The following is a 26,164-nucleotide window of genomic DNA, read 5'->3' as shown; positions in this document are numbered from 1 at the left end:
GCCACTGCTGACCTAACGCGACTGTGCCCGAACCCACCGGACCCGGTGGCGCTGTACGGCCGATTTCTCGGCTGGGTCCGCCGCCTGACAGTCGACCGGTCCCGTGCCGCACCCCGTTTTGGGGATGGCGGGCGAGATCTTGGAAAGGAATGGCCCTCATAGGGGCCTTTTCCTACCAAGATCTCACTCGCCGTGGCACCTACCGGGTCGGAGCGAAGCGGGCGATCGGGTTGGTCAGCGTGCCGGCGAACTGGAGCGCGGCGGACGGGTCGGTCAGGTCCACCATCTGCTGGTTGTTCCGGAGTTGGAGCCGGTTGAGGCAGGACAGCGGGAACTCCGGCGCGAACAGGTCGTGCCGCCGCATCCGCTCGGCCAGGTGCGGCACCGTCGCGGCGTACCCGGTGGCGCACTCGGCGACCGTGCGCCAGAAGTCGTCCTGATCGAGCACGCCGGCGGTGTGCAGGGTGGCGCTCAGGTGCCGCAGGAAGCAGTCGAACACGTCGGTGAAGATGGCCAGGATCTTCTCGTCGTCCGGCACCGTCGCCCGTACCCGGCGGACCCGCTCCGGCAGGTCGGCGTCCGGGTCCATGACCACGATCTCCTCGGCGATGTCCTTGAACACCACCCGCTCCACGATGCCGTCGTGCAGCACCAGGATGACGTTCTCGCCGTGCGGCATGAACGCCAGGTCGTAGGCGTACAGGCTGTGCAGCAGCGGCACCAGGTAGGCGTCCAGGTAGCGGCGCAGCCAGTCGGCCGGCGGCAGCCCGGAGGCCGCGATCAGCGCGCCGGCCAACGGGCGGCCGTCCCGGTCGGCGTGCAGCAGCGCCGCCATGGTGGCCAGCCGCCGGCCCGGCGCCAGGCCGGGCACCGGGCTCTCCCGCCAGAGCGCGGCCAGCATCTTCCGGTACGGCGAGCCGGGCGCGGTCGCCGCCTCGTACTGCCGGTGCCGGTAGCCGATCGCGGCCCGTTCCCGCAGGATGGTCAGCCCGGCGCGGGTGAACACCGGGTCGTCGGCGATCAGCGCGGCCAGCCAGTCGTTGATGGCCGGCGTGGCCGCCATGTACGCGGCCGACAGCCCGCGCAGGAAGCCCATGTTCAGCACCGACAGCGCGGTCTTGACGTAGTGCTTCGTCGGGTCGGTGACGTTGAAGAAGGTCCGGACGGACTGCTGGGCCAGATGCTCGTCGGGTCCTTCGCCGAGGCAGACCAGCCGGCGCGCGGCCACCTCACCGGCGAAGGTGACCGCGAGCCGGTGCCACCACTGCCACGGGTGCACCGGGATGAGCAGGTGGTCGGCCGGGTCGAGGCCGAGCCCGGTCAGCGTGGCGGCGAACCGGGCGAGCGTCTCCGCGCCCAGCTCGGCCCGGACCAGCGTGTCGTAGTCCAGGTCGTCGGCGCTGGTGAACGTGGTGTGGTCGCGGTGCGCGGCGAGCCAGAGCAGCCGGAGGGGGGCGGCGGCCTCCGGGGCGTACCGATGATGGTCGTGGACGCCGAAGCCGAGCCGCCCGTTGTTGGCCACGAAGCACGGGTGGCCCTCGGTCATGCCGGTCTCGACGGTCTGGAAGTCGGCGGCGGCCAGCTCGGCGGCGGTGACCGCCGGCCGGCCCAGCTTGTACGCGGTGCCCGCGAGCGTGGAGGTGATCTCCTCCAGGTAGACCGGCAGGACCGCGTCGGTGAGGCCGAGCGCGCCGCGCAGCTCCAGGCAGAGGTCGACCGCGTCCGGCGGCAGCTCCCGGCCGTCGCGGTGCCGGGTGATGCTGGCGGCGTCGACGTGCCAGTGGTCGAGCGCGAGCCGCTCGGCGGCGAACCGGTACGCCACGGCGCCGTCGTCGGAGCGCACGGTCCACCACCCGTCGCCGGCCGGCTCGGGGGTGATCAGACGTTCGTGGGCGAACTCGGCGAGCGCCTTGCGGACCAGCAGCCGGTTGGCGGTCGCCCACGCCTCGGGGGTCAGGTGGTCGACGGATGCGATCGGGTTCACGCCGGCGGGTCTCCTTCGGTGGCGTCGCGGAACTGGTCCCGGGTGACGACGCTGAGCAGCGCGTCCTTCTCCGGTTTGCGGATCTCGCCGACGACGGTGAAGCCGACGGCGGCGTTGAGCGCGTGCACCGCGTGGTTGCGCACGTCCGGCTCCACCACCACCCGGCGGGTGGCCGGGTCGGCGAAGAGCCACGCCAGGACCGTGGTGATGACGGCGCGGGTGAAGCCGTGCGCGGGCGTGTCGGTGGGCGCGCAGAGGAAGTGCATGCCGACGTCGCCGGGCTCCGACCGGTAGAGGCCGACCAGTTCCACCCGGGCCGGGTCGTAGCGTTCGGCCAGGAACGCGGGCCGGCCGCGCCAGGACCCGAGGTACGCGTCGTGGTGCGGGTGGGCGGCGATCCGCCGGTACTCCCGCGCCACGGCCGCCACGTCGGCGTCGCCCATCAGCCAGAACGCCGCCTTCGGATGGGTGACCCAGCGGTGCAGCAGCGGCGCGTCGGCGTCCGGGTCCAGCGGGCGCAGCGCGAACAGTCCGAGTCGCGCGTCGATCCGGGTGAAGGTACTCATGAGGGCACCCCGAACTCCTGGAACGCGATGGCCTTCTCGATCGGGTAGTGCTCCCGGCCGGTCAGCTCCCGGATGATCCACGAGTTGCGGTACGCGCCCATGCCCAGGTCGGGCGAGGTGATGCTGTGCGTGTGGGTGCCGCCGTTCTGGAGGAACACGCCCCGCCCGGTGCGGTCGACGCTGTAGTTGCGGGCCACGTCGAGGCGGCCGTGCGTGTCGAAGCGCAGCCGGTCGCGCACCGGCGCGAGGAAGTCCGGCAGCCGGTGGCGGTAGCCGGTGGCCAGCACCAGACCCTCGGTGTCCAGCGTGAACGTGCGGTCCTGCTCGGTGTGGCGCAGCCCGAGCCGGTAGCGCCCGTCGGCGTACGCGGCGTCGACCAGTTCGGTGTTGGTGAGCAGCCGGGTCGGGGCCGGGCCGGTCAGGCTCTTGGCGTAGAGCGTGTCGTAGATGTCGTTGATCAGGTCGGCGTTGACGCCCTTGAACAGCGGCTTCTGCGCGGCCTCCAGCCGGTAGCGGGTGGCCTCCGGCAGCGCGTGGAAGTAGTCCACGTAGTCCGGTGACGTCATCTCCAGCGTCAGCTTGGTGTATTCCAGCGGGAAGAACCGCGGCGAGCGGGTCACCCAATTGAGCTGGTAGCCGTAGGTGTCGATGTCGCCGAGCAGGTCGTGGTAGATCTCGGCGGCGCTCTGCCCGCTGCCGACGACGGTGATGCTGCGCTTGGCCCGTAGCGCCGCCCGGTGCTCCCGGTAGCGCGAGGTGTGGATCAGGTCGCCGCCCAGGCCCGCGCACGCCGGCGGCAGGTGCGGCGGGGTGCCGGTGCCCAGCACCAGGTGCCGGGCCCGGTGGGTGATCGGCCCGTCCGGCGTGTCCGCGTGCACCACGTAGCGGTCGTCGGTGTCGTCGTGCTCGACCCGGGTGACGGTGTGCCGGAAGCGCAGGCTCGCCAGCTTGCCGGCGGCCCAGCGGCAGTATGCGCTGTACTCGGCGCGCAGCGGGAAGAAGCTCTCCCGGATGTAGAACGGGTAGAGCCGGCCGGTCTCCTTGAGGTGGCTCAGGAACGAGTACGGCGAGGTCGGGTCCGCGAGCGTGACCAGGTCGGCCAGGAACGGCGTCTGCAACCGGGCCGATTCGAGCAGCATCCCGGGATGCCAGTCGACGTCGTCGCGGGCCTCCAGGAACAGCCCGTCCAGGTCGTCGATCGGCGCGGTCAGGCAGGCCAGACCGAGGTTGTACGGGCCCAGCCCGACGGCGATGAAGTCGTACGTCGACATGGTGCTCCTCAACCGACCGGGGCCAGCGTGGCCGCGGTGCGGGCGTACCAGGCGGCGTGCTCGGCGATCAGGTCGCGCACCGCGAGCACGTCGTCCACTGTGGTCTCCGGGTTGAGCAGCGTCAGCTTCAGCCAGTGCGCCCCGTCCACCTTCGTGCCGGCGACAAGCGCCGCGCCGGAGGCGGCGAGCGCCTCGCGGGCGTGCAGGTTCGCCTCGTCCACCAGGTGCGGCGGCGCGTCGGGTGGCACGTACCGGAAGACCACGGTGCTCAACTGGGCGGGCGCCGCCACCTCGAAGCGCGGGTCGGCGTCGAGGTGCCGCCAGGCGTCGGCGGCCAGGTCGACGACGCGGTCGAACAGCGCGCCGATCGCGTCCGGTCCCATGATCCGCAGCGTCAGCCACAGCTTGCCCGCGTCGAAGCGTCGGGTGGTCTGGAGGCTCTTGTCCACCTGGTTCGGGATGCCCTGCTCGGCCGCGCGGGCCGGGTTGAGGTAGTCGGCGTGCCAGGTGGCGTGCCGCAGCGTCCGGCCGTCGCGCACCAGCAGCGCGCTGGAGCTGACCGGCTGGAAGAACGACTTGTGGTAGTCGACGGTCACCGAGGCGGCCCGCTCGATGCCGTCGAGCAGGTGCCGGCGGGTGGGGGAGACCAGCAACCCGCACCCGTACGCGGCGTCCACGTGCAGCCAGACGCCGGCGGCGGTGCAGATGTCGGCGATCTCCGGCAGCGGGTCGATGGTGCCGAAGTCGGTGGTGCCGGCGGTGGCGACGACCGCCATCACCACCTGACCGTCGCGCCGGCAGCGGTCGATGGTGCGGGCCAGCTCGTCGGTGCGCATCCGGCGGCCGGCGTCGGTGGGCACGGTGAGCACCGCGTCGGCGGCGAGGCCGAGCAGCTTGGCGGCCTTCTGCACGCTGAAGTGACCGGCCGCCGAGGTGACGACGCGCAGCCGGGCCAGCACCTCCGGCCGGGCCGGCCGGGTGGCGGCCGAGCCGACCTCCCGCCGGTACGCCTCCTCCCGGGCCAGCAGCATCGCCTGGAGGTTCGACTGGGTGCCACCGCTGGTGAACACGCCGTCGGCGGTGGCGCCGAGGCCGATCCGGCCGGCCGTCCAGTCGATCAGCCGGCGTTCCATCAGCGTCGCGCCGGCGCTCTGGTCCCAGGTGTCCAGCGAGGAGTTGACGGCGCTGAGCACCGCCTCGCCGAGCAGCGCCGGGATGACCACCGGGCAGTTCAGGTGGGCCAGGTAGCGCGGGTGGTGGAACCAGACCGCGTCGCGTAGCCAGACGTCGTGCAGCTCGTCCAGGGCGGCGTCGGTGTCGCCCAGCGGCCGGTCCAGGTCGATGCCGCCGACCAGCGGCGCGAGCGCCTCGGGTCGGACGCCGGTGCCCGGCCGGTCCACTTCGGCGACCCGGCGGGCGACCCGTTCGACGCCGCGGGTCAGCACGTCCCGGTACCGCTCGACGGATCCGGTGTGGAACAGGTGGGCGCGCGCGGCGCTGGCGGTCGAACTCATGCGGCTTCCCGGTGGTCGAACGGACAGGGGCGCGGCGACAGCCACGCGGCAGTTAGCTTAGGTTAGGCTCACCTAACTATCAAGGAGGGGTGGTCGGATGCGTGTCGAACGCGACCGGTGGGGCGTACCGCAGCTGTGGGCCGACGACGTGGACGCGCTCGCGTACCTCCAGGGTCGCGTCACCGCGGACGACCGGGCCTGGCAGCTCAGCGTCGAACGGTGGCGGGCCGAGGGCCGGCTCGCCGCCCACGTCGGCGCCGCGGAGCTGCCCTGGGACCGGTTCGCCAGGCGCGCCCGCCTGGACGACACCGCCCGCCGCTGCCACGACCGACTCGACCCGGCCACCCGCCGGTGGGTCACGGCGTACGTCGACGGCGTCAACGACGGGTTCGCCGACGGCGCCGCCGCCGCGCCCGAGTTCGCCGCCACCGGCAGCGCGCCGGAGCCGTGGCGGCCGTGGACGCCGCTCGGCGTGTTCCTGGTCCAGCACGCGCTGTTCTCCACGTTTCCGAACAAGCTCTGGCACGCGCACGTCGCCCGCACGCTCGGCCCCGACGCGGTCGGCCGGTTCGCGGTGGAGGGGCCGGCGTCCGCCGGCAGCAACGCCTGGGCGCTGCCCGCCGACCCGGCCACCGGACGCGGCCCGCTGATCGCCGGTGACCCGCACCGGCTGCTCGAACTACCCGGCGTCTACCAGCAGATCCGGCTCGCCTGCCCGGAGTTCGACGTGGTCGGGCTGGCCTTTCCCGGCGTACCCGGGTTGCCGCACTTCGGTCATGCCGGCGGGGTCGCCTGGGCCGTCACCAACGCGATGGCCGACTACCAGGACGTCTACCGCGAACAGCTCCGCCGCGACGGCGACCGGCTGCTGGCGCGCGACGCCGCCGGCTGGGTGCCGGTCGCGCGGCACGTCGAGGAGATCGAGGTGCGCGGCGGTCCGGTCGAACGCGTCGAGATCGTGGAGACGCCGCGCGGCCCGGTCGTCGACCACGACCGGGTCACCGGCGAGGCGCTCAGTCTGCGCGCGCCGAGCCGCGTCGAGGCCCGGCTCGGGTTCGAGGCGCTGCTGCCGCTGCTGCGCGCCCGCCACGCCGGCGACGTCGCGGACGCGCTGCGCGCCTGGGTCGAGCCGGTCAACAGCGTGCTCGTCGCCGACCCCGGCGGCACGGTCCGTCGCCTGGTCGCCGGCCTGGTCCCGGTACGCGACGACCGCTGCCGCCGCGAGCCGGTGCCCGGCTGGGACCCGCGCCACCACTGGCGCGGCGACTACCTGCCGATGGTGGACGACAAGGTCGACGGGGTCGCGGTCTGCGCCAACGACCGTCGCCCGGACGTCGCCGCGCACGGGGTCGACTTCGCGCCGCCGCACCGCGCCCGGCGGATCCGCGCCCTGCTCGCCGACGGCGTCGAGGCGTCCACCGTGCACACCGACGCCCGCCTCCCGGCGACCCCGACGTACCGGCTGCTGCGCCGGCTCGACGCCGTCGGGCTCGGCGCGCCGGCCCGCGCGCTGTGTGACCGGCTGCTGGCCTGGAACCGCGAGATGGTGGCCGACTCGCCCGACGCCGGGGCGTACGCGGCCTGGCGTGCCGCGCTCGCCCGCCGGTTGATCGCCCACCCGTCGCTGCGGGCGTTGCACGAGCCGTCCGGGTACGACGAGCTGTTCACCCCCTGGACCGACCCGGCGACCCGGATCGGCCTGGCCCTGGACCACCTCGTCGAGGAGCCCGGCGTCGACGTCGTGTCGCTCGGCGTCGACGCGCTGGTCGAGGTGGCCGCCGGGCCGCCGCCCGAGCCGTGGGGTCGCCGGCACCTGCCGCACCCGCTGCACCTGGGCGTGGCCGCCGGGACCGTGGCCGCCGTCGCCGCGATGCGGGAGCGGGCCGCGCTCGGCGGGGACACCGACTGCGTGCTGGCCACGTCCGGTGTTCCCGGCGTCTCCGACACCTGCTGGCGGGGCCCGGTCGCCCGCTACGTCTGGGACCTGAGCGACCGGGCGGCCAGCCGCTGGATCGTCCCGTTCGGCGCGTCCGGGCGGCCCGGCCATCCGCACTTCACCGACCAGTTTCCGCACTGGGCCGCCGGGACGCTGGTCCCGGTGCCCGCCGACCCTCTTCCGAAGGACGACACCGTGACGATTCCCCTGGAGCGCGACCCCGATCTCGGTGCGCTGGCGCTGACGCCGGTGCGCCCGGACCGGCACGCCGAGCTGCTGCACGGCTGGGTCACGTTGCCCCGCAACCGGTTCTGGGGCATGGGCGCGCACACCCGCGACGAGGTGCGCGAGGTCTACGCCTTCCTGGACGGGTTGGACACCCACCACGCGTACCTGATCATGCTGGACGACGAGCCGGTCGGGCTGTTCCAGACCTACCGGCCGGAGGCGGACCCGGTGGGGGAGCGCTACCCGGTCCGCCCCGGCGACGTCGGCATGCACCTGCTGCTCAACCCACCCCGGCGGTACGCGCGCGGCCTCACCTCGGCCGTCGTCCCGGCGCTGCTCCGGTTCCTGCTGCGCGACCCGGCGGCGCGGCGGGTGGTGGTCGAGCCGGACGTACGCAACGAGGCCGCACTACGTCGTCTGCGGATCGAGGGCTTCGAGTTCGCCGCCGAGATCGACCTGGCGGAGAAGCGCGCCCAGTTGGCGTTCCTCACCCGCGAACGGTTCGAGGCCGCCGCCCCGGCAGACGACCCGGTCAGACCTCGGTGAGCCGGACCGCGTCGGCGATGACCAGGCCGGCGGCGGAGCTCCACCGGCTCACCGCCACCCGGTCGGCGTCACCGGCGGCCAGCGTGAACGTGCCGAGGGCGCGCCACTGCCCGCCGGTCGCCCGCTGGTCGACGTAGACCGTCCGGTTGCCGGTGGTGGTGGCCACGACGTACGGCGTCGACGCGTTGTAACCCGCGTTCGCCGGCCACCACGCCTCGACCCGGTAGTTGCCGGTGCGCGGGACGTTGAACTTGTACCAGGCGGCGTCGCTGGCGGCGACCGGGTCGGCGTACCGGTAGTCGGCGCCGTAGCGCTGCCCGGAGAAGGACGAGACGCCCCAGTTGCCGCTGGCGGAGAACCGGCCGGCGGTCGCATTGTCCACGATCGAGGACCAGCCGCCGCCACCGCCGGCCATCTTCGCCGCGACGTCGGAGCGCATCGTGTTCAGGTCGATGAAGGACGGGTCGATCTTGCCGGTGGTGCTGGTCTCCCGGTGCCCACGGGCATAGCTGGAGTCCTTGCCGAGTCGGGTGAGCACGGCGGCCGTGGCGGCGATGCTGGCGGTGTACTGCGCGGTGGTCATCCGCTGGTCCACGCCGTTGTAGTCGATCTCCCACCCGATCATCAGGGTGTTGCCGTCGCCGGCCGGGATCGGCCCGCTGCCGCCGCTGACGCCGGCGTGGTTGCACCGGCCGGCGGAGATCACGTGGAACACGCCGTGGTAGTCGACGAGCGCCTGGCAGAGCGGGCCGGCCAGGTCGGGGCGACCGTTGATGCAGATGTTCAACGCCGGGTGCGGGTTGGTGGCGCTGGAGGTGGCCGCGGTGTGGTGCCACAGCACGCCGATCGGGTCGAACGAGCCGGGGCGGGCCCGGTTGAGCCAGTCGCCCTCCACGACGACCTGCACGCCGGCGGCCCGCAGCACGTCCACCAGCCAGGGAATCGTGGCCATCACCGCTCCTGGAGCAGGTCGGCCAGGCACTCCGCCTTCGGTGCGGCGACGGCCGCGCCGGGACGGGCGACCACGGTCAGCGCGGCGGCCACCAGGGCCGGGATGCCGAGCAGACCTCGGCGCCGCAGACGGACGGATCGGGACGTGGGCATGGCGCTCCTTCGGCGACGGCGCTCGGCATCCGATCGATCGACGGATGTGAGTGCGGGCACGCTATCCCGGCGCGTGCCGTTCTGTCGATACCCTTCACCCCTACTCTTCCGAGCGAAAATATTTGCCGGCGATCGGGGTTCGCCGAACGGCGACGAGCCGGCCCCGCCGCTCGGCGGGACCGGCTCGGCCGGGGGGTTGACTCAGTTCAGGTGCGCCAGCAGCGCGGTGGCCATCCCCTGCTCGCCCCGGGCGTTCGGGTGGAACGGCGCGGCCGAGTTCTGCGGCACCAGGCCCTCCACCCAGCGGGTGCCGCTGCTCTTGCACGCGTCCTTGCCGATCGACGGGGTGTAGACGTCGGCGTAGCTCGCGCCGTTGGCCGCCGCGGTGTCGGCCAGCATGCTGTTCAGCGCCTTCTCCACCCCGCGCAGGTACGGCACGTCCTGGTAGGCGATCGGCACCACCGGCCAGCACCCGTACCCGCTGTCCGGCAGGATCGCCGGGTAGCCGAGCACCACGACCCGCGCGTTCGGCGCGGCCTGCCGGACCGAGCGCAGCACGGTGGTCACCTTCGGCACGGTGGCCGCGATCCGGGCCCGGAGCTGGTCGGTGCCGCCGGCGGTGAACCGGTCCTTGCACGGCGAGCCGAGCGGGCTGCTGACGCTCGCCTCCGCGCAGTCGCTGATGATCCCGGAGAACCCGATGTCGTTGCCGCCGATCTGCACCGTCACCAGCGCCGTGGCCGACGTGACGGCGTTGAGCTGCGGTGGCAGGTTGATGCCGAGCTGGCCGTCGCCGCCGTACAGGATGTCGTCGGTGGTCGCGCCGGAGCAGCTCACGTCCGCGAACGACGACGACCCGGCGGACGCGGCGACGAGCGTCGGGTAGTTGCGGTTGGACCGCAGGCAGTTCAGGTCGACCTGGGTGGGGATCAGCGGGCCGGCGGTGTACGAGTCGCCGAGCGCCACGTAGCGCCCGGCGGGCACGGCGGCGTTGGCGGGCGCGGTGACGGCGAGCAGTACGCCGGCGGTGGCCGCGGCGAGCGCGGCCAGTCGTGCGGCCGTACGCCTCAGCGGCAGGTGGGGACGGTTCATGGCGCCCTCCCGGAGCGGGATCAGGGGTGGTGGTGGTCGGGAGTCTGCCGATGCCGGTGATGTTCGTCAATATGAGCAGGGCTCACTAAGGGGTGGTCGGGGGTGTGGGCCGGCCCCTTGCCGAGGGCCGGCCCGCCACCCGTCCGGTCAGGGACCGCTGACGATGCTCGTCACCTGGTGCCCGCTGTCGACGGTGGCCCCGGTGTCGTTGATGACGTGGCTGATGGTGCCGACACCGCCCAGCGAGACCGTCACCATGTTGCCGAACCGCACGCCGGAGCGTGCCGGCACCTCGAACGCGCGGGCGCTCACCACGGCCGGGTTGACGTTGAAGAAGCAGTAGCTGCCCAACCCCCACGCCTGGTGGTTGGTGACCGAGTCGGCCACCTTGTACGCCGCCCAGCCCCGGGTCGACCCGTTCATCCAGGCGGCCTGGTTCGGCGGGTCGTAGGGCATCTCGTTCTGATAGAAGTAGGTCCGCCCGTTCTCGCCGTTCCAGATGGTCTGATACTGCTGGTAGTGCTCCACGAACAGGCCGTAGAACGTGACGTCGTCGCCGTCGACGACCAGCCCGTTGCGGCCGGTGTTGACGGTCCAGCCGACCGTGCCGCTGTTGCCGTGGTCGGCCCGCCAGATCCAGGCGTGGTCACCGATCACGTCGTCGCTGTTGATCTGCATGCTCACCGTCGCCCGACCGGCGATCGCGCCACCGACCCGGACGAAGACGTCGGAGAGCACGGTCGGGTCGGCGGCGTGGTCGGCGCTCGACCCGGGCGGCCCGACCTGGAGCAGCACGGCCGAGTTCGTGGTGCCGGCGTCGAAGAGCACGCCGGCCAGCCGTACCCCGTCGACGTCGGCGATCGTCATCGCGGTGACACCGTTACGCGGCACGAACGTGGCCAGGCCCAGGCCGAGCACGACGGTGCCCGGCCGGGTCACGTTCAGCGTCTGGTCGAGCTGGTAGACGCCGGGGGTGACCAGCAGGTGCCGCCCGGCGGCCAGCGCCGCGTTGATGCTCGCCGCGGTGTCGCCCGGCCGCACGATCTGGAACTGGCTCAGCGAGATCGACCGCCCGGCCGGGGCGCCGGCGGCCCAGGTGGTGCCGGCGGTGTCGGTGCGCTTCGCGGGCACGAACACCCGGTACGCCCCGGCCGAGTCCACGTACAGGTAGGGCTTCTCGGCCACCACCGGCGCGGTGCCGACAGTGGTGTACGGCGGGTTCGGGAAGCTGTTGCCCGGCGCGCCCGACACGCCCACGAAGACCTGGTTCCAGTTGGAGCCGGTCCAGCCGCCGATCTGCGAGCTGCGGGTGATCCACTGCTGCTGCGAGCCGGACTGGATCTGCCCGTCGACGATCGTGTCGGAGATCCAACCCCCGGAGGACCAGCCGCCGTCGGAGAGCGCCAGGTTGCCGCGCACGTGCATCCGGCGGTACGGCGCGGCCTGCGACACCGACCACCGCTCCAGCCCGCCGGTCGGGTTGACGGTCAGCCCCTCCGCCGAGCGCCAGAAGTTCTGGGTGGCGTTCTGCGAGCCGTCCGGCCACCAGTCCGCCTCGACGTGCACCCGGCCGTTGACGGTGGTCTGGCCCGGGGTGAGGCCCAGGCCGGCGACCTGGGTGAAGAAGCCGACGTTGGCGTCCACCGCGTAGCTGCCCGGCTTGAACAGCAACGCGTACCGGGCGTTGCCGAACTGGTTGGTCTCCTGCTGGGCGAAGACCGTGTTCAGCCGGTTCTGGATGGTCGAGGTCGACATCGACGGGTCGAAGACGCTGACGTTCGGGCCGAGGTCCGGGTTGGTCACCGGCGTGTCCGAGGGGGGTGGCCCGGTGGGGGTGGCGGTCGGTGGCGGGGTGGTCGGGTTGGTCACGCCGGTGAGTGTCCACTTCTGGTTGGCCGAGCCGGCGCACGACCAGATCTGCAGGGTCGCGCCGTCGGCCTGGTTGTTGTCGCGGATGTCCAGGCACTTGCCGGACGCGGCGTTGACCAGGTCCCCGGCGGCGGTGAGCGTCCAGCGCTGGGTGGTGACCGTGGCGTAGCAGGTCCAGATGTGTACGGCGGTTCCGTTGTTCGCGACGTCCAGGCACTTGCCCTGGGACCGCACCGAACCGTCGTCGGCGAGCGTCCACTTCTGACTGGCGACGGTCGGGTAGCAGGTCCACATGTGCACGGTCGCGCCGTCCGAGGTGGAGTTGTTCGCCACGTCGAGGCACTTGCCGTTCGCGGCGCTCACCAGCGAGCCGGTGCTGGCGGCGTACGCCCCGGTCGGGGCGAGGACGGCGACCGCGCCGACCGCGCCGAGCACGGCGGCGACCGCGCCGCACGCGGTGAGCCGGCCGGGCCATCGTCGGTACGCCGCTCCGAATCGCATCATTTCGGGCACCTTTCGTCGCCGGCACGCGTCGCGGGCGGCACGTGTGCCGTGGGGGTGGTGGGGTGGGGTGCTACCGCCACGTAACCGCGTGAGAGTGACCGGAGTCAATGAAATCGGACGGTTCCGGAACTCGGTACACGCTCGGTCACCGCCCCGCGACGACGCTCAGCGGGTCAGGCCGATGAGCGCCGCGATCCGGGCGACGTCGGCCGCCGCCGGGTCGCGCCGGGCGATCTCGGCGAGCAGGGTACGCGCGACCGGCCGGCACCGGACCTCGGCGGGCGCGATCCGATCGGCGTCGACGAGCGCCCGCCCGGCGGCGGTGAGATCGCCGGTGGCGAGCCGGGCGCCGGCGGCGTCGACCAGGTGGGCTGCCCGGTGCTCGGCCGGGCGACTGTCGACGGCGGTCCGCGCTCGCATAGATCTTGGTAGGAAATGGCCCCTGTGGGGGCGCCTTTCTTCCAAGGTCTACACGCCTCTCGTGCGGTGGAACGTGTTGAGCGGCTGGGGAGGCGTGGCGCGGGGCTGGCTACGCGGGTGTCCGTCCCCGGACCGCGCTGCCGTGGACGACGTCGCGGCCAGTTCGGGCCGCGCCGGCAGGAAGACGGTGGGGACGCCCAACGACTGGTTCATCCCGGCGAGCCGCTGTTCGGCCTGGAGGTCGGTGGTGTTCCGCACGCCACGGATGATCACTCCCGCACCGTGGCGACGGCAGTAGTCGGCGGTCAACCCGCGCCACGCCGCCACAGTGACGGTGGTCCACCCGGCCGGCAGGGCGGCCCGGACGGCGGCGGCCCGCTGCTCCTCGCCGCTGCCCGGCTGTTTGTCGCCGTTGACCGCGACGAGCACGACCACCTCGTCGAAGAGGCCGCGCGCCCGGTCCACCACGTCCAGGTGTCCGGGCGTGACGGGATCGAAGGTGCCGGGGTAGACGGCCCGGACGGGCGCACGTCCCGCAATCGAACCCGCCGGATGTGAACCTGCCGCTGGTTCGGCTGTCCCGGTCGTGTCGGTCCGCATGGCACGACTGTAGGTGGCCGGCGTCCCGACCTGATGATCGGCCGGAGCGAGGCAGGGGCCGGTCGAGGGTGCGGCCGGTGGGTCGTTTCTGCTCTCAGCCCGACAGGCGCCGGGCGCCGGAGAGCCGCGCGGCTGGTCGACGCCCCGGCCGGAAGGGTGACTGTCCTCAATGGCAGGGTCATCACGGCGCTCAGGAGAAGGGCGCGACGGTGTTTCTTCGTGACGCGAACTAAAGGCGGGTTCATCGTGGGTGCCGAGGTGGTGGCATCGGCGGAACCAGCCCCGCCCGGACGCGCCCATCACTGCCATTTGTCCAGTTCGCGAGTCGGGGTACCGAGCCCGCGAGACCAGATCGTGACTTGACGCAATAGTTCGTTCGCCGTAGGAAGGAAGTGTGACAGACGTGGTGACCCCACCGACGAGCCCGGTGAGCCGGGAGCGGTCGAAGGAGATCAAGCGCAGCAGCGTGATCTCCGCCGCCCGCTCGGCCCGGGTGCTGTCCCGTGCCGAGCTGACCGAGCTGACCGGGCTGAGCCCCGCCACCCTCACCCCGCTGGTCCGGGGCCTGATTGCCGAGGGCTACCTGATCGAGCGCGGCCCCGGCGCCTCCCGGGCCGGCCGCCCCCGCGCCATCCTCGAGTTCAACCCCCGCGCCGAGCTGGTCGCCGCCGTCGCGCTGGAACCGGCCCGGATCAGCTGCGAGATCGCCGACAGTGACGGCGCCGTCATCGCCCACCGCACGGTGCGGCGTACCGGCGACATCGTCGACCTGATCTGCACCGCCGTGCCGGAACTGGCCGGCGACGGGCTGCCCGCGCTGCGGGGCGTGGCCATCGCCGCGCCCGGCGTCTCCACCGGCGGCGCGGTCCGGCTCGCCCCCTCGGTCGGGCTGGTCGAGGCGCGCCCGGTGGGGGAGTCGGTGCAGCGGCGGCTCGGCGTGCCGGTGGTGGTTGACAACGACGTGAACCTGATGGCCGCCGGTGAGCACGCGGCCGGCGCCGGGACCGACGTCGCCGACCTGCTCCTGCTGCACGTCGCCGACGGCATCGGCGCCGGGCTGGTGCTGGACGGGCAGGTCCGTCGCGGCTCCGGCGGCGCGGCCGGCGAGGTGGGCTTCCTGCCGCTCGACCCGGCCGACCGGGGACACGACGGCATCGGCCCGTTCGAGGCCCGCTGGTCCGCCGGCGCCATCGCCGAGCGGGTGGTGGCCCTGGCCCCGGGCCGACGGCCGGCCGCGCCGGTACGGGCGCTCGTCGAGCTGGCCGCCACCGACGAGCGGGCCGGCGCGTACCTGGCCGAGGTGCTCGCCGCCTGGGCCCGGCTCATCGTCTCCTGCGCCTGCGTGATCGACCCGGGCCGGGTGCTGCTCAGCGGCGCCGCGGCCGACCTCGACGACGCCGCCGTGGACCGGCTCCAGGCGCTGGTGTCCGCCGGCGCGCCCAGCCCGACCGAGGTCCGCCGCGCGGTCCTCGGTGACCAGGCGGTGCTGCACGGCGCGGTCAGCTACGCGCTCTCGGCCGCCGCGTCCGGCCTGTCCACCCTGCTACCCGCTCCCTGACCGCTCCATCCCCCCACAACACCCCTCGGAGGTACCCCATGAGACGTCGACTCCTGCTCGCCGGTGCGCTCGCCACCGTCCTCGCCGCCGGCACCGCCTGCGGCGGCGGCTCCGGTGACTCCGGCTCCGGCTCCGGCGAGGTCGAGAAGCTGACGATCTACACGGCCCGCGACAAGAAGGTCACCACCTTCGTCGTCGACAAGTTCACCGCCAAGTACCCCGAGTACAAGGGCAAGGTCGAGGTGCTCAACCTGGGCGCCCAGGAGATCCTGGAGCGGGTTCGGGCGGAGAAGGCCAACCCGCAGGCCGACGTCTGGTGGGGCGGCACCCAGCAGGGCCTCGCCTCGGGCGCGTCCGAGGACCTGCTCACCGGCTGGAAGCCGTCGTTCGCCGACAAGATGGACGAGAAGTACAAGGACCCCCAGGGCCGGTGGTTCGGCGAGATCCTGCTGCCCGAGGTCATCATGTACAACAACAAGGCGCTCACCCCGGAGCAGGCCCCGAAGGACTGGGACGACCTGCTGAAGCCGGAGTTCAAGGACAAGATCATCATCCGGGACGTGGCCGCGTCCGGCACCATGCGGTCGATCTACGCCTCGATGATCGTGCGACAGTCCCCGGACGGCAGCAACCCGCAGCCCGGCTACGACTGGCTGAAGAAGCTCGACGCCAACACCGGCGCGTACGCCGCCAACCCCACCGACCTGTATCTCAAGCTGTCCCGCCAGCAGGGCACGCTGAGCGCCTGGAACCTCCAGGACATCCTGCTCCAGGCCAACCAGGCCAACATGCCGTTCGGCTACGTGATGCCGGCCTCCGGCGCCCCGGTACTGGTCGACGGTCTGGCCCAGGTCAAGGGCGGCAACAGCGAGGGCGCGCAGAAGTTCCTGGAGTTCCTCTTCGACGACTCGCTCCGCGCCGAGCTGGCCAAGGACTACTACCAGATCCCGGCCGTGGACATCGCGGAGAAGCCGGAGTGGCTGGCCCAGCTCAACCTCAAGCCGCTGGACGTCAACTGGGACGTGATCGGCAAGAACGAGACCGAGTGGATCAACCACTGGAACAGCCAGATCAAGAACAAGGGCTGACCGGCCGGGACGCCGGGTGCCGCGCGCACCCGGCGTCCCGCCGTCGCCGTTCCGCACCACCCACCCCGTCACCGGTCCGATCCGGTTACCGGACGCAAGGAGAGACATCATGATCGATGTCACGCTGGAGTCGGTGAGCAAGCGCTTCCCGCGTGCCGGCGACACCGCGGCGGTCGACGACGTCGACCTCCGCATCGGCGCGGGGGAGTTCTTCACCCTGCTCGGCCCGAGTGGCTGCGGCAAGACCACCACCCTGCGCATGGTCGCCGGCTTCTACTTCCCCAGCTCGGGCCGGATCCGGTTCGGCACCGAGGACGTCACCAACCGGCCGCCGAACAAGCGCGACACCGGCATGGTGTTCCAGAACTACGCGCTCTTCCCGCACCTGAGCGTCGCCCAGAACGTCGCGTACGGCCTGAAGATCCGCAAGGTCGGCCGGGCCGAGGCGAAGCGCCGCATCGACGAGGCGCTCGGGCAGGTCCACCTCGCCGGGTACGGCGAGCGCCGCATCGACCAGCTCTCCGGCGGCCAGCAGCAGCGCGTCGCGCTGGCCCGGGCACTGGTGATCCGGCCGCGCACGCTGCTGCTCGACGAGCCGCTGTCCAACCTCGACGCCAAGCTGCGCGAGGAGACCCGGGTCGAGATCCGCCGTATCCAGAAGGAGTCCGGCACCACCGCGCTCTACGTCACCCACGACCAGGCCGAGGCGATGGCCATGTCCGACCGGATCGCCGTGATGGAGTCCGGCCGGGTCCGGCAGGTCGGCACGCCGCAGGAGATCTACCACCGGCCGGCCACCTCGTTCGTGGCCCGGTTCATCGGCCGCAGCAACGTGCTCAGCCTGCCGGTGGTGACCGCCGGCCCGGAACGGGTGACGGTGGCGCTGCCCGGCGGCTGGGAGGTCCCGGTCGCCGCGCCGGTCGACCACGGGCTCCGCGAGGGTGGCACCGCGCTGGTCAGCGTGCGGCCCGAGCACATCACGCTCGGGGCGGGCACCGACGAGGGCGCGCTGCCCGGCCGGGTCACCGAGCTGGAGTTCACCGGCATGGCCACCAACCTGCTGGTCGACGTGGCCGGCGAGCCGGTGCAGGTGGCCGCGATCGACGTCCCGGCCGGGCTGGCCGTGGGCGACCAGGTCGGGCTGCGCCTGCCGCCGGAGCGGATGTGGGTGGTGGGGGCGTGAGCGCGAGGAGTGAGCCGGTTCTGCGAGCCCCGCAGTCGCGAACTGAGGTGACGCTGTGAGCACCATCCCCGCGACCCCGAGCGCGGCCACCGTCCCGCCGATCACCGAGGACCCGACGCCTCCGGGCGGCCGGCGCTCCCGCCGCCCGCAGCTCAACGCCAACTCGCGCTGGTTCCCGTACCTGCTGGTGTTCCCGCTGGTCCTGATCCTCTTCGGCTACGTGGTGCAGCCGATGCTCGCCACGTTCGGCGAGAGCGTCGGCGTGGACGGCCCGGAGAACTGGGCCAGCTTCCTCACCGGCGACGGCGTGGCCCGCTCCGCGCTGCTCACCTCGCTGATGATCTCCGCCGCGAGCGTGTTCCTGTGCGGCGTCGTCGGCGTGGCCATGGCGTTCCTGCTGAAGCGGTTCTCGTTCCCCGGCCGCCGGCTCATCGAGGCGATCATCCTGGTGCCGGCGGCGCTGCCGCCGCTGATCGGGGCGATCTCGTTCCAGCTCCTCTACAGCGAGACCGGCATCCTGCCCCGGGCGCTGCAACAGCTCCTCGGCACCGAGAACCCGGTGCTGCCGTTCAGCGGCATCGCCGGCGTGCTGGTGGTGCACACGTTCACCATGTACCCGTTCTTCTACCTGGCCACGTCCGCCGCGCTGATGGGCATGGACCCGTCGGTGGAGGAGGCCGCCTACAACCTGGGCGCCGGCCGGGTGCGGGTGTGGCGGACCGTGCTGCTGCCGATGCTCACCCCGGCGCTGGTCTCCGCCTCGCTGCTGGTCTTCATGACGTCGCTGGCGTCGTACACCGCTCCGCTGCTGTTCGGGGTGGACCGCACCATGACCATGCAGATCTACATCAACCGCACCAACGGTGACCTGCCGATGGCCTCGACCTACGCGTCGGTGCTGGCGGTCGTCTCGGTGCTGTTCCTGCTCGGCATGCGCTGGTACGAGGGGCGGCGCAGCTACCGCTCGCAGTCCAAGGGCGTGGCCAGCCACCGCCGCGAGCTGACCAACCCGTTCGCCCGCTGGCTGGCGCTGGCCGCCTCGCTGCTCGCCGTGGTGGTGCTGCTCGCCCCGGTGGCGACCATCGCGCTGGTGGCGTTCTCCGAGGACGGGACGTGGACCACCGAGGTGATCCCGTCCGGCTACACCACGCAGAACTTCGTCACCATCTTCTCCGACCCGGACGCGTACCGGCCGATCGTCAACTCGCTCCAGATGAGCCTGCTGGCCACCGTCGGCTGCGTCGTGGTCGGCGTGCTCATCGCGTACGCGGTGCGCCGGCTCGACTTCCGCGGGCGTGGCCTGCTCGACGTCGCGGTCATGCTGGCCTGGGCGCTGCCCGGCACGGTGGTGGCGATCAACCTGATCTCGGCGTTCAGCACCGGCAACGCGTTCAGTTTCGGTCAGGTGCTGATCGGCACGTTCTGGATCATGCCGCTGGCGTACTTCGTGCGGTTCCTGCCGCTGGTGTTCCGGTCCAGCTCGGCCACGCTGGCCCAGCTCGACCCGTCGCTGGAGGAGGCCGCCCGTAACCTCGGCGCGTCCTGGGCGCGGGCGTTCGGCACGGTCACGCTGCGGCTGATGCTGCCGGGCGTGCTGGCCGGCGCGCTGCTCGCGTTCGTCAACGGCGTCGGCGAGTTCGTCGCCTCGGTGCTCATCTACACGTCGGAGACCGCGCCGATCTCGGTGGAGATCAACAACCGGATGTACTCGTTCGAGGTCGGCACCGCCGCCGCGTACGGCATGCTCCAGGTTGTGTTGATCTTCGTGGTGATGGTGGTCTCCGGCCGCCTGCAGAACGGCGGCCGGGCCGCCCGGGAGGCGACGAAGTGGACGGCGTGACGAACCGCTGGCCGGCCGGCGGCGGGCTGCTGCCCGCCGCCGAGGTCCCCGGCGGCGAACTGGCCGACGTCGTCGCGGCGGCCGACTTCGCGGTGCTGCCGGTCGGCGCCGTCGAGTGGCACGGGCCGCACCTGCCGCTCGGCGCCGACCTCATCCTCGCCGAGGGCTTCGCCGGCGAGAGCGCCGCGCCCGGGCCCGGCCCGCGCGGCGTGCTGTTCCCGCCGGTCGCGTACGCGGCCTGCCCCGGCCAGACCCGCCCCTGGCCCGGCACGGTGGCGATCCGGCCGGAGATCGCGGTCGGCTACCTCGCCGACGTGATCGAGGGCATCGTGGCGGCCGGTTTCCCCCGGCTGCTGGTGGTCAACGGCCACGACGCCAACATGTCCACCGTGCGGGCCGCCATGGAGTGGGTCTCCGGGCGGCGCACCGCCAGCCTGCTGCTGGTCAACTGGTTCCAACTGGTCACCCCGGCGGAGACCGGCGCGCTCTACGGCGACGTGGTCGCCCGCGGGCACGGCGGCGCGTACGAGACGTCCGGCGTGCTCGGCTTCGCGCCGAAGACGGTACGCCTGGACGCCGCCACCGACCTGCCGCCGCGCCCCAAGCTGCCGGTGACCCACCCGTACGTGCTCGTCGAGTCGCGCCCCGACCCGTGGCAGGGCTGGTCCGGGCACGTGTCGCGGGCCACCGAGCAGGCCGGCCGGACGGTGCGCGCCACGGCCGGCGCGCGGCTGCGCGAGATCGTGGCCGCCTGGGTGGCCGCCCCGATGCCGGCCCCGCCCACCGCCGACCCGCTACCTCAGGAGGACGTGTGACCGTCGACCGGGGACTGGACGTCGTCGACTTCCACCTGCACTTCCGCATCGGCGCCGACGAGACGATCCACGCCTGCGAGGACGCGGCCGGGATGCACCCGGGCGGCGTACACGAACGCGAGGTGCGGGCCGCCGGCTCCGCGCCGTACGCCCGGCAGTGGCGTCGGGCCTGGAGCTTCCCCGACCCGGAGCCGCCTGCCGAGCGCTGGCAGGACGAGGCGGACCGATGGGCCGAGGAGCTGCGCGCGGTGCGGGTGCGCCGGGCGGTCTTCGTCACCGGCGGCGGCAACGACGCGCTCGCCGACGTGGTCGACCGGCACCCCGACCTGCTGCTCGGCCTCGCCCACCACGACCCCTACGACCCGGACGCCGCCGCCGAGCTGGAGCGCGCGGTCACCGAGCGGGGGCTGCGCGGGCTGAAGCTGTTCGCGCCGCTGCTGCGCGGCCCGCTCGACCACGCCGACCTCGATCCGCTCTGGGCCACCGCCCAGCGTCTCGGTGTGCCGGTGCTGATCCACATCGGTCACTACGGCAGCGCCGGCGGTCTGTCCGTCGGCCGGTACGGCGGCCCGGACGAGCTGGTCCGGATGGCCCGCCGGTTCCCCGAGCTGAACGTGGTGGTGCCGCACTTCGGCGTCCAGCACGTGCAGGAGTTGTTCTTCGCCGCCTGGGGCTGCCCCAACATCTCCATCGACACGTCCGGCTCGAACCAGTGGGTGCGCTGGATGCCGTACCGGCTCACGCTGGAGGACCTGTTCCGCCGCTGCTACGAGACGATCGGCCCGCACCGCATCGTCTACGGCAGCGACTCGTCCTGGTTCCCGCGCGGCTACGTCACCCGCTACCTCGACGACCAGCTCCGCGTCTGCCACGAGCTGGGCCTGCCCGAGGACCACCTGCGCGCGATCTTCGCCGGGAACGCCGAGCGGCTGCTCGGCCTGACCGCGAACCGGAAGGAAACCCGATGAGCACGCTGACCACCTACCAGCGCCACCACCTGGCCCCGACCTACGACCACCACGTCGGTCACCTCTACCCGGCCATGGTGCGCGCCAGCCAGGCGCACGTGGTGATGCTGACCGAGCAGCGGCTGATCCCCGCCGACCGGGGAGCCCGGCTGCTGCGCGGCCTGGCCGAGCTGCGCGCCGACACCACCGCGACCCCGGCGTACGACGGCAGCTTCGAGGACACCTACTACCTGCTGGAGAAGCGCCTCGCCGAGGCGTGCGGCATTCCCACCTCGGAACTGGACGTGCAGCTCGCCCGTAGCCGCAACGACCTGGACGCCGGCGTGTTCCGGATGCTGCTGCGCGACCAGCTCGTCGAGGTGCTCCAGCGGGTGCTGGACACCGGCCGCACCGCGCTGGCCCAGGCCGACCGGTACGCCGACGTGGTGATCACCGGCTACACCCACCGCCGGCCGGCCCAGCCCACCACCATCGGGCACGCGCTGGCCGGCTACGCCGAGGCGCTCACCAACCAGGCCGCCGCGTACGCCGACGTGATCGACCAGCTCAACGTCTCGCCGCTGGGCTCCTGCGCGTTCGCCGGCACCGATCTGGACATCGATCCGGCCCGGGTGGCCGAGCTGCTCGGCTTCGCCGGCCTGGTCACCAACTCGTACGAGGCGGTGGCCGGCGCCGACCACCTGGTCCGGGTCGGCACGCTCAACGCGCGGGCGCTGGCCACCGGCGCCCGGCTGGCCCGCACGCTGATGGACTGGCTGAGCTGGCAGTGGGTCACCACGCCGGGGGACTTCACCCAGGGCAGCAGCATCATGCCGCAGAAGCGCAACCCGGTGGTGCTGGAGCACCTCGTCTCGTACGCCGGGCAGGCCGCGGCGGACGCCGCGTCGGTGCTCAACAACGTGGGCGCCGCCTGGTGGGAGGACTCCAACAACGCCACCACCGACGTGCAGGTGCGGCTCTGGGAGAGCAACGACCGCGCCGAGCGGTTCTTCACGCTGGTCGGCGGCTTCCTCGCCGAGATCGCGCCGCTGAGCCCGCCCAGCCGGGCGGAGATCGTCGCCTCCGGCGCGACCACCACCGCGGCGGCGGACGCGTTGACCCGCCACGGCGTGCCGTTCCGGGCCGCGCACTCGCTCGTCGGCCGGCTGGTGCGCGACGGCGGACCGGACACCTGGACCCCGGACGGTGTCCGCGCCGCCGCCGACGGGATCACCGGTGCGCTCGACGACGCCGCGGTCGCCGACCTCATCGCCGCCGCGGTCCGGCCGGAGCTGGTGCTCCAGCGGGCGCAGGCCGACGGCCCGGGCGCCCGCGCGGTCCGTACCCAGGTGGGGGTCCTCTCCGCCGCGCTCGACCCGGTCGCCGACCGGCTGAGCGCCGTCCGGGGGTTGCTGCGCCAGGCGGACGACCTCCTGGACGCCGTGGCCGCCGAGCTGGGGGCGCGGTGACCGTGCGACTGTCCGATCCGTCCGTCACCGGCACGGGCACGGCGGGGCTGCTGCTCGGCATCGACTTCGGCGGCACGAAGATGGCGGTCGGGGTGTCCGACGCCGACGGCCGGCTGCTGGCCCACCGGCGGGTGCCCACGCACGCCGAGCAGGGCGCGCCGCAGGCGCTGTCCCGGGCGCTGAAGCTCGCCGTCGACCTGGTCGGCGAGGTCGGCGGCCCGCTCGCCGCCGCAGGCGTGGCGTCGCCCGGCGTGGTCCGCCCGGACGGCATCGACCTGGCGCCCAACGTGCCCGGCTGGGAACGGCTGCGGCTGGCCGACGCGGTCCGCGACGCGCTGGACGTGCCCCGGGTCGCGGTGGACAACGACCTCAACGCCGCCGCGCTGGCCGAGCTGCGGCTGGGCGCGCTGCGCGGCGTCGACCCCGGGCTGGTGGTGGGCATCGGCACCGGGATCGCGGCGGCCGTGACGGTCGGCGGCGCGGTGCTGCCGGGCCATCGCGGCGCGGCCGGCGAGATCGGGTACGCGGTGGCCGGCGGTCCCTGGCCGGGCACGATGCTGGAGCTGGACTTCTCCGGCCGGGCGCTGGACCGGCTCGCCGCCGACCTCGGCGTGCCGGACGGGGCGGCCGGCCTCGCCGCCGCGGCCGAGACGCCGGGCGCGGCGCGCGACGCGCTGGCCGCCCGGGTCGACGAGGCGGCCCGGACGCTGGTGACCTGCTGCCTGCTGCTCGATCCGCAGCGGATCGTGCTGGTCGGCGGCGTGACGCGCAGCGTGGTGATCCGGCGGATGCTCGTCGACCGGCTGACCGAGGCGCTGCCGCACCCGCCCGACGTGGTGCGTTCCCGCTTCGCCGACGACTCGGCGTTGTACGGCGCGCTGGCGCTGGCCCGGGACACGGTGCCCGTCCCACACTGAGCGCATTACCGATGTAGCGTGTGTCACGTTTTCGTATACCCTCGCTGATCGGCCCCGACGCCGACATCCGTTGTGCCGCAACGGATCCGGCCTGGTGGGGCGCGGTTGCCGAACGGGCCACGCGCCGCGCCGGGCACGCACCGGAACCGACCCGGCACCGGTGGTGAAGACCGATCGAACTTCGGTGATCGCGGATTTGCACCCGTCATTACGCTGCGGGGTGGTTGATCGCCGGAACCACGGACGACAGGTGGAAGAACCTCAGATGAGTGACAATCACCCTCCCTACGGAGGTTATCCGGACCCGAACGCCGGAGCGTGGGGCAACCAGCCCGACCCCAACGCGCCCTACGGCCAGCAGCCGGCCTCCGGCGCGCCCTACGGCCAGCCTCCGGCGTCGGGTGCCCCGTACGGCACGCCGCCCGCGTCCGGCGCGCCCTACGGCACGCAGCCGGCCTCCGGTGCGCCGTTCGGCGCCCAGCCGGGTGCGCCGTACCAGGGGCAGCCCGGCTATCCCCCGCCGGCGCCGTTCGCGCCGGTCCCGCCGCCGGCCAAGTCGAAGAAGGGCCTGATCGTCGGCCTCGCCGCCGGCGCGGTGACGCTCACGCTGCTGTGCTGCGGCGGCGGGCTCGCCTACGTCGCGTTCGGCGGGGACGACAAGGACGACCCGACGCCGATCGCGTCCGGCAGCGCGACTCCCGGGCCCGGCGCCTCGACGCCCGGCCCGACCGAGTCCGCGCCGGAGTCGACCGGGCCGGACGAGCCGTCCAACAACGACGCGCTGACCGCCCGCTACTCCAGCGAGATGTCCGCGGTCTGCGACGGCGGGGCGATCCTCAACGCCGCCCCGTACACCACCCCGGCGAACGCGAAGGCGTACGTCTTCTCGAACTCCCCGGACCGGCCGTCGTACTGGTCGCAGAAGTCCTTCAGTTCGGAGAAGCCGTACTACGCCAAGTCGGCGGACTTCGCCACCGTGTCGGTGATCGGCTGCCTCAAGATGGTCGACGGCAGCGAGGGCACGCCGAAGAAGTGCCAGTACAAGGCCAGCGACGGCAAGGCCGTCACGGTCGACTACATCTCCTCCCGGTACACGCTGACGTTCCACGCGGCGAAGACCGGCGAGAAGATCGGCGACGGCGGCACCGTGACCGCGCCGGCCGCCCGCTGCCCGAGTTTCATCTCCTACAACAAGGTGACGATGAAGTCGTACGCGGCGCCGGACAGCGGCACCATGGAGGCGGCGCTCGACCGCTTCCTCAAGTAGGCAGGTGTTAACCGGGGGCCCCGCTTATGCATAATGCGTTAAGCGGGGCCCCCTCCTTTCCGGCCCCGGGGTGTTGGGCGAGGGCGCCGGGATGGCCTAGGCGTACCGCCGGTGCTCTGCCTCGTCGGCGAGCGCCGCGCGCAGCAGGGCGCGGGCCGTCCCACTCATGAGTTCGGTCGCCTCGGCGCGGGACAGGCCCGCGATGTCGACGAGCCAGACCAGCGACTCGATGCCGGTCGCGGATCGGATCGCCACGGCGAGTCGGTGGATGTCGACTCCCGGATGGGTGTCGCGCAACGGAGACAGGGCGTCCTCGATCCACACGATGGCTTGACCCTTGCGTAGCTGGGGTTGCGCGGCCCCGGGCTCCAGGGACAGCCGGAGGGAGGTCCGCAGCTCCGGCTCCCACTGCGTGGTGGTGCGGGTGAACTCCCGCATCACGAGGTCGAGTCGGACGGACGGGTCATCCGGCGCGCCGTCGGGCAGCAGGGACCGCTGCTGGATCTCCGGATGCGTGCTGGCGAACAGGCTGCGTTGGTTCGGGAAGTATCGGTAGGCGGTCGTGCGGGAGATCCCGGCCCGGGCCGCGGCATCCTCCACCGTCGGCATGGCCCCCTCGGCCAGCAGCTCGCGGGTGGCGGCGACCAACGCGGCTCGGGTGCGTGCCTTCTGTTCGCGGCGGCCGGTCGCCTCATATGGTATCGCCATTCTCATCATGGTACCGTCGTCCCATGGGACTTGAGTCCCATATCACCGCCGCTGCCAGCATGGGCGTGGACGAAGCGAGGCGACCGTGGACAGTGCAGACCCCGCCATCACCGACCCTGAGCTCTACAAAGTGATCTTCGAGAACGCCCGGGTCCGGGTGCTGGAATACAAGGACGGGCCCGGCTCCAGGACACATCCGCACCGACACCCGGACACGGTCATGTACCCGGTGACCTCGTTCCAGCGGCGGATCACGGCCGGCGGTCGCCAGGTCGAAGTGGACATTCCCGCCGGGGGCGTCCGGTGGGTCGCCGCCCAGGAGCACGCGGGAGAGAACATCGGCGAGACCGTCACGCACGCGATCTTCGTCGAGCTGAAGGAGCCCGCCCCGTCCGGGACCAGCGGTTCCGCGCTCGGTCCCAGCGCCAACTGACCCTCCGTGCCGCCGGAAGTGATCAAGGCCGGCGACCGCCGACCGACGAATGATTGGTAGCGATGATGAAGCACCGTCCGATCTCGGCAGCGGTCATCTGCTGCGCTGCCCTTGTGCTCACGGCGTGCACCGCGGACCCGGACCCGAAGGAGGCGGGCGGGGGGGGGCCCCCCCCCCCCCCCCGGGGCCCCCCCCCCCCGCGCCGCTTTACCCGGTAATGGGGGGCTCAGCCCGCGGAACCCGCCCCGCTTTCCGTGAAAGAGGCTGTTTGGGGTGGAGGGGGTAGGGGTGGGTCAGGGCTGGGG

Annotated in this window: 22 protein-coding genes and 1 pseudogene; 12 read left to right on the top strand and 11 right to left on the bottom strand. The window is 72.8% G+C overall.

Annotated elements, in window-relative coordinates; genetic code table 11:
- Positions 1-199: 199 nt before the first annotated feature.
- From ACLQ2W_RS13735 to ACLQ2W_RS13720, 4 genes are read right to left on the bottom strand one after another with little or no spacing between them, the layout of a single operon-like run.
- A complete protein-coding gene (locus ACLQ2W_RS13735; protein WP_425786720.1) occupies positions 200-1,984 on the bottom strand; it encodes an IucA/IucC family protein in 1,785 nt (594 codons plus the stop codon).
- The gene (locus ACLQ2W_RS13730) at positions 1,981-2,550 is read right to left on the bottom strand and encodes a GNAT family N-acetyltransferase (RefSeq protein WP_425786719.1); all 570 of its coding nucleotides are present in this window, start codon (positions 2,548-2,550) and stop codon (positions 1,981-1,983) included. Before ACLQ2W_RS13730 ends, ACLQ2W_RS13735 begins: the two co-directional genes overlap by 4 nt.
- Entirely contained in the window at positions 2,547-3,821 is a 1,275-nt protein-coding gene (locus ACLQ2W_RS13725; protein ID WP_425786718.1) for a lysine N(6)-hydroxylase/L-ornithine N(5)-oxygenase family protein, read from the bottom strand. The genes ACLQ2W_RS13730 and ACLQ2W_RS13725 overlap by 4 nt, the downstream gene beginning before the upstream one ends.
- An 8-nt stretch (positions 3,822-3,829) precedes the next feature.
- The gene (locus ACLQ2W_RS13720; RefSeq protein WP_405089849.1) at positions 3,830-5,335 is read right to left on the bottom strand and encodes a pyridoxal phosphate-dependent decarboxylase family protein; all 1,506 of its coding nucleotides are present in this window, start codon (positions 5,333-5,335) and stop codon (positions 3,830-3,832) included.
- Between the two features lie 97 nt (positions 5,336-5,432).
- Here ACLQ2W_RS13720 and ACLQ2W_RS13715 point away from each other — a divergent pair.
- Both ACLQ2W_RS13715 and ACLQ2W_RS13710 read left to right on the top strand, forming a co-directional pair.
- A pseudogene (locus ACLQ2W_RS13715) lies at positions 5,433-7,445 on the top strand (penicillin acylase family protein); the annotation flags it as partial.
- 27 nt (positions 7,446-7,472) lie between these two features.
- Positions 7,473-8,045 carry a GNAT family N-acetyltransferase gene (locus ACLQ2W_RS13710; RefSeq protein WP_425786964.1) on the top strand — a complete coding sequence of 191 codons (573 nt, stop codon included), beginning with the start codon at positions 7,473-7,475 and terminating at the stop codon, positions 8,043-8,045.
- Here the strand turns inward: ACLQ2W_RS13710 and ACLQ2W_RS13705 are convergent.
- The 6 genes from ACLQ2W_RS13705 to coaD form a co-directional block, all read right to left on the bottom strand.
- Complete coding sequence (locus ACLQ2W_RS13705) at positions 8,032-8,997, bottom strand: N-acetylmuramoyl-L-alanine amidase (RefSeq protein WP_425786716.1); 966 nt, start codon at positions 8,995-8,997, stop codon at positions 8,032-8,034. The two genes, ACLQ2W_RS13710 and ACLQ2W_RS13705, sit on opposite strands and share 14 nt — an antisense overlap.
- A complete protein-coding gene (locus tag ACLQ2W_RS13700; RefSeq protein WP_281942069.1) occupies positions 8,997-9,149 on the bottom strand; it encodes a hypothetical protein in 153 nt (50 codons plus the stop codon). The genes ACLQ2W_RS13705 and ACLQ2W_RS13700 overlap by 1 nt, the downstream gene beginning before the upstream one ends.
- Before the next feature lie 201 nt (positions 9,150-9,350).
- Entirely contained in the window at positions 9,351-10,241 is an 891-nt protein-coding gene (locus tag ACLQ2W_RS13695) for an SGNH/GDSL hydrolase family protein (protein WP_281942067.1), read from the bottom strand.
- Positions 10,242-10,388: 147 nt separating this feature from the next.
- Positions 10,389-12,611, bottom strand: a complete 2,223-nt coding sequence (locus tag ACLQ2W_RS13690) for a ricin-type beta-trefoil lectin domain protein (protein WP_425786963.1) — start codon at positions 12,609-12,611, stop codon at positions 10,389-10,391.
- Between the two features lie 168 nt (positions 12,612-12,779).
- Positions 12,780-13,034 (bottom strand): hypothetical protein, encoded by a 255-nt coding sequence (locus ACLQ2W_RS13685; RefSeq protein WP_425786715.1) that lies wholly within the window; start codon positions 13,032-13,034, stop codon positions 12,780-12,782.
- Between the two features lie 48 nt (positions 13,035-13,082).
- A complete protein-coding gene (gene coaD, locus ACLQ2W_RS13680) occupies positions 13,083-13,634 on the bottom strand; it encodes a pantetheine-phosphate adenylyltransferase (protein WP_425786714.1) in 552 nt (183 codons plus the stop codon).
- A 394-nt stretch (positions 13,635-14,028) separates the two neighbouring features.
- Between coaD and ACLQ2W_RS13675 the strand changes: the two genes are divergently transcribed.
- The 9 genes from ACLQ2W_RS13675 (at position 14,029) to ACLQ2W_RS13635 (ending at position 24,718) form a co-directional block, all read left to right on the top strand.
- Positions 14,029-15,192 (top strand): ROK family protein, encoded by a 1,164-nt coding sequence (locus ACLQ2W_RS13675; RefSeq protein WP_425786713.1) that lies wholly within the window; start codon positions 14,029-14,031, stop codon positions 15,190-15,192.
- A 38-nt stretch (positions 15,193-15,230) separates the two neighbouring features.
- Positions 15,231-16,280, top strand: a complete 1,050-nt coding sequence (locus tag ACLQ2W_RS13670; RefSeq protein WP_425786712.1) for an extracellular solute-binding protein — start codon at positions 15,231-15,233, stop codon at positions 16,278-16,280.
- A gap of 109 nt (positions 16,281-16,389) precedes the next feature.
- Positions 16,390-17,463 (top strand): ABC transporter ATP-binding protein, encoded by a 1,074-nt coding sequence (locus tag ACLQ2W_RS13665; RefSeq protein ID WP_425786711.1) that lies wholly within the window; start codon positions 16,390-16,392, stop codon positions 17,461-17,463.
- 55 nt (positions 17,464-17,518) lie between these two features.
- The gene (locus ACLQ2W_RS13660) at positions 17,519-19,303 is read left to right on the top strand and encodes an ABC transporter permease (RefSeq protein ID WP_281942051.1); all 1,785 of its coding nucleotides are present in this window, start codon (positions 17,519-17,521) and stop codon (positions 19,301-19,303) included.
- The gene (locus tag ACLQ2W_RS13655) at positions 19,300-20,118 is read left to right on the top strand and encodes a creatininase family protein (RefSeq protein WP_425786710.1); all 819 of its coding nucleotides are present in this window, start codon (positions 19,300-19,302) and stop codon (positions 20,116-20,118) included. Before ACLQ2W_RS13660 ends, ACLQ2W_RS13655 begins: the two co-directional genes overlap by 4 nt.
- Complete coding sequence (locus tag ACLQ2W_RS13650; RefSeq protein ID WP_425786709.1) at positions 20,115-21,086, top strand: amidohydrolase family protein; 972 nt, start codon at positions 20,115-20,117, stop codon at positions 21,084-21,086. The genes ACLQ2W_RS13655 and ACLQ2W_RS13650 overlap by 4 nt, the downstream gene beginning before the upstream one ends.
- Positions 21,083-22,534 carry an argininosuccinate lyase gene (locus ACLQ2W_RS13645; protein WP_425786708.1) on the top strand — a complete coding sequence of 484 codons (1,452 nt, stop codon included), beginning with the start codon at positions 21,083-21,085 and terminating at the stop codon, positions 22,532-22,534. The genes ACLQ2W_RS13650 and ACLQ2W_RS13645 overlap by 4 nt, the downstream gene beginning before the upstream one ends.
- The gene (locus tag ACLQ2W_RS13640) at positions 22,531-23,451 is read left to right on the top strand and encodes an ROK family protein (RefSeq protein ID WP_425786707.1); all 921 of its coding nucleotides are present in this window, start codon (positions 22,531-22,533) and stop codon (positions 23,449-23,451) included. Before ACLQ2W_RS13645 ends, ACLQ2W_RS13640 begins: the two co-directional genes overlap by 4 nt.
- Positions 23,452-23,716: 265 nt before the next feature.
- Positions 23,717-24,718, top strand: coding sequence for a hypothetical protein (locus ACLQ2W_RS13635; protein ID WP_425786706.1), 1,002 nt, complete (start codon positions 23,717-23,719; stop codon positions 24,716-24,718).
- A gap of 96 nt (positions 24,719-24,814) precedes the next feature.
- On the opposite strand, the gene ACLQ2W_RS13630 is transcribed toward ACLQ2W_RS13635, so the two are convergent.
- On the bottom strand, positions 24,815-25,426 hold the full coding sequence (locus ACLQ2W_RS13630; protein WP_425786705.1) for a TetR/AcrR family transcriptional regulator: 612 nt from the start codon (positions 25,424-25,426) through the stop codon (positions 24,815-24,817).
- An 85-nt stretch (positions 25,427-25,511) separates the two neighbouring features.
- On the opposite strand from ACLQ2W_RS13630, the gene ACLQ2W_RS13625 reads away from it, so the two are divergent.
- Positions 25,512-25,859 (top strand): cupin domain-containing protein, encoded by a 348-nt coding sequence (locus ACLQ2W_RS13625; protein ID WP_425786704.1) that lies wholly within the window; start codon positions 25,512-25,514, stop codon positions 25,857-25,859.
- The last annotated feature ends 305 nt before the right edge of the window (positions 25,860-26,164 follow it).

This window comes from Micromonospora sp. DT227 (assembly GCF_049841835.1).
In the GTDB taxonomy this organism is placed as follows: Bacteria; Actinomycetota; Actinomycetes; order Mycobacteriales; family Micromonosporaceae; genus Micromonospora.
The sequence above is the reverse complement of the archived record's forward strand: the minus strand, read 5'-3'. Positions and strand labels throughout refer to the sequence as shown.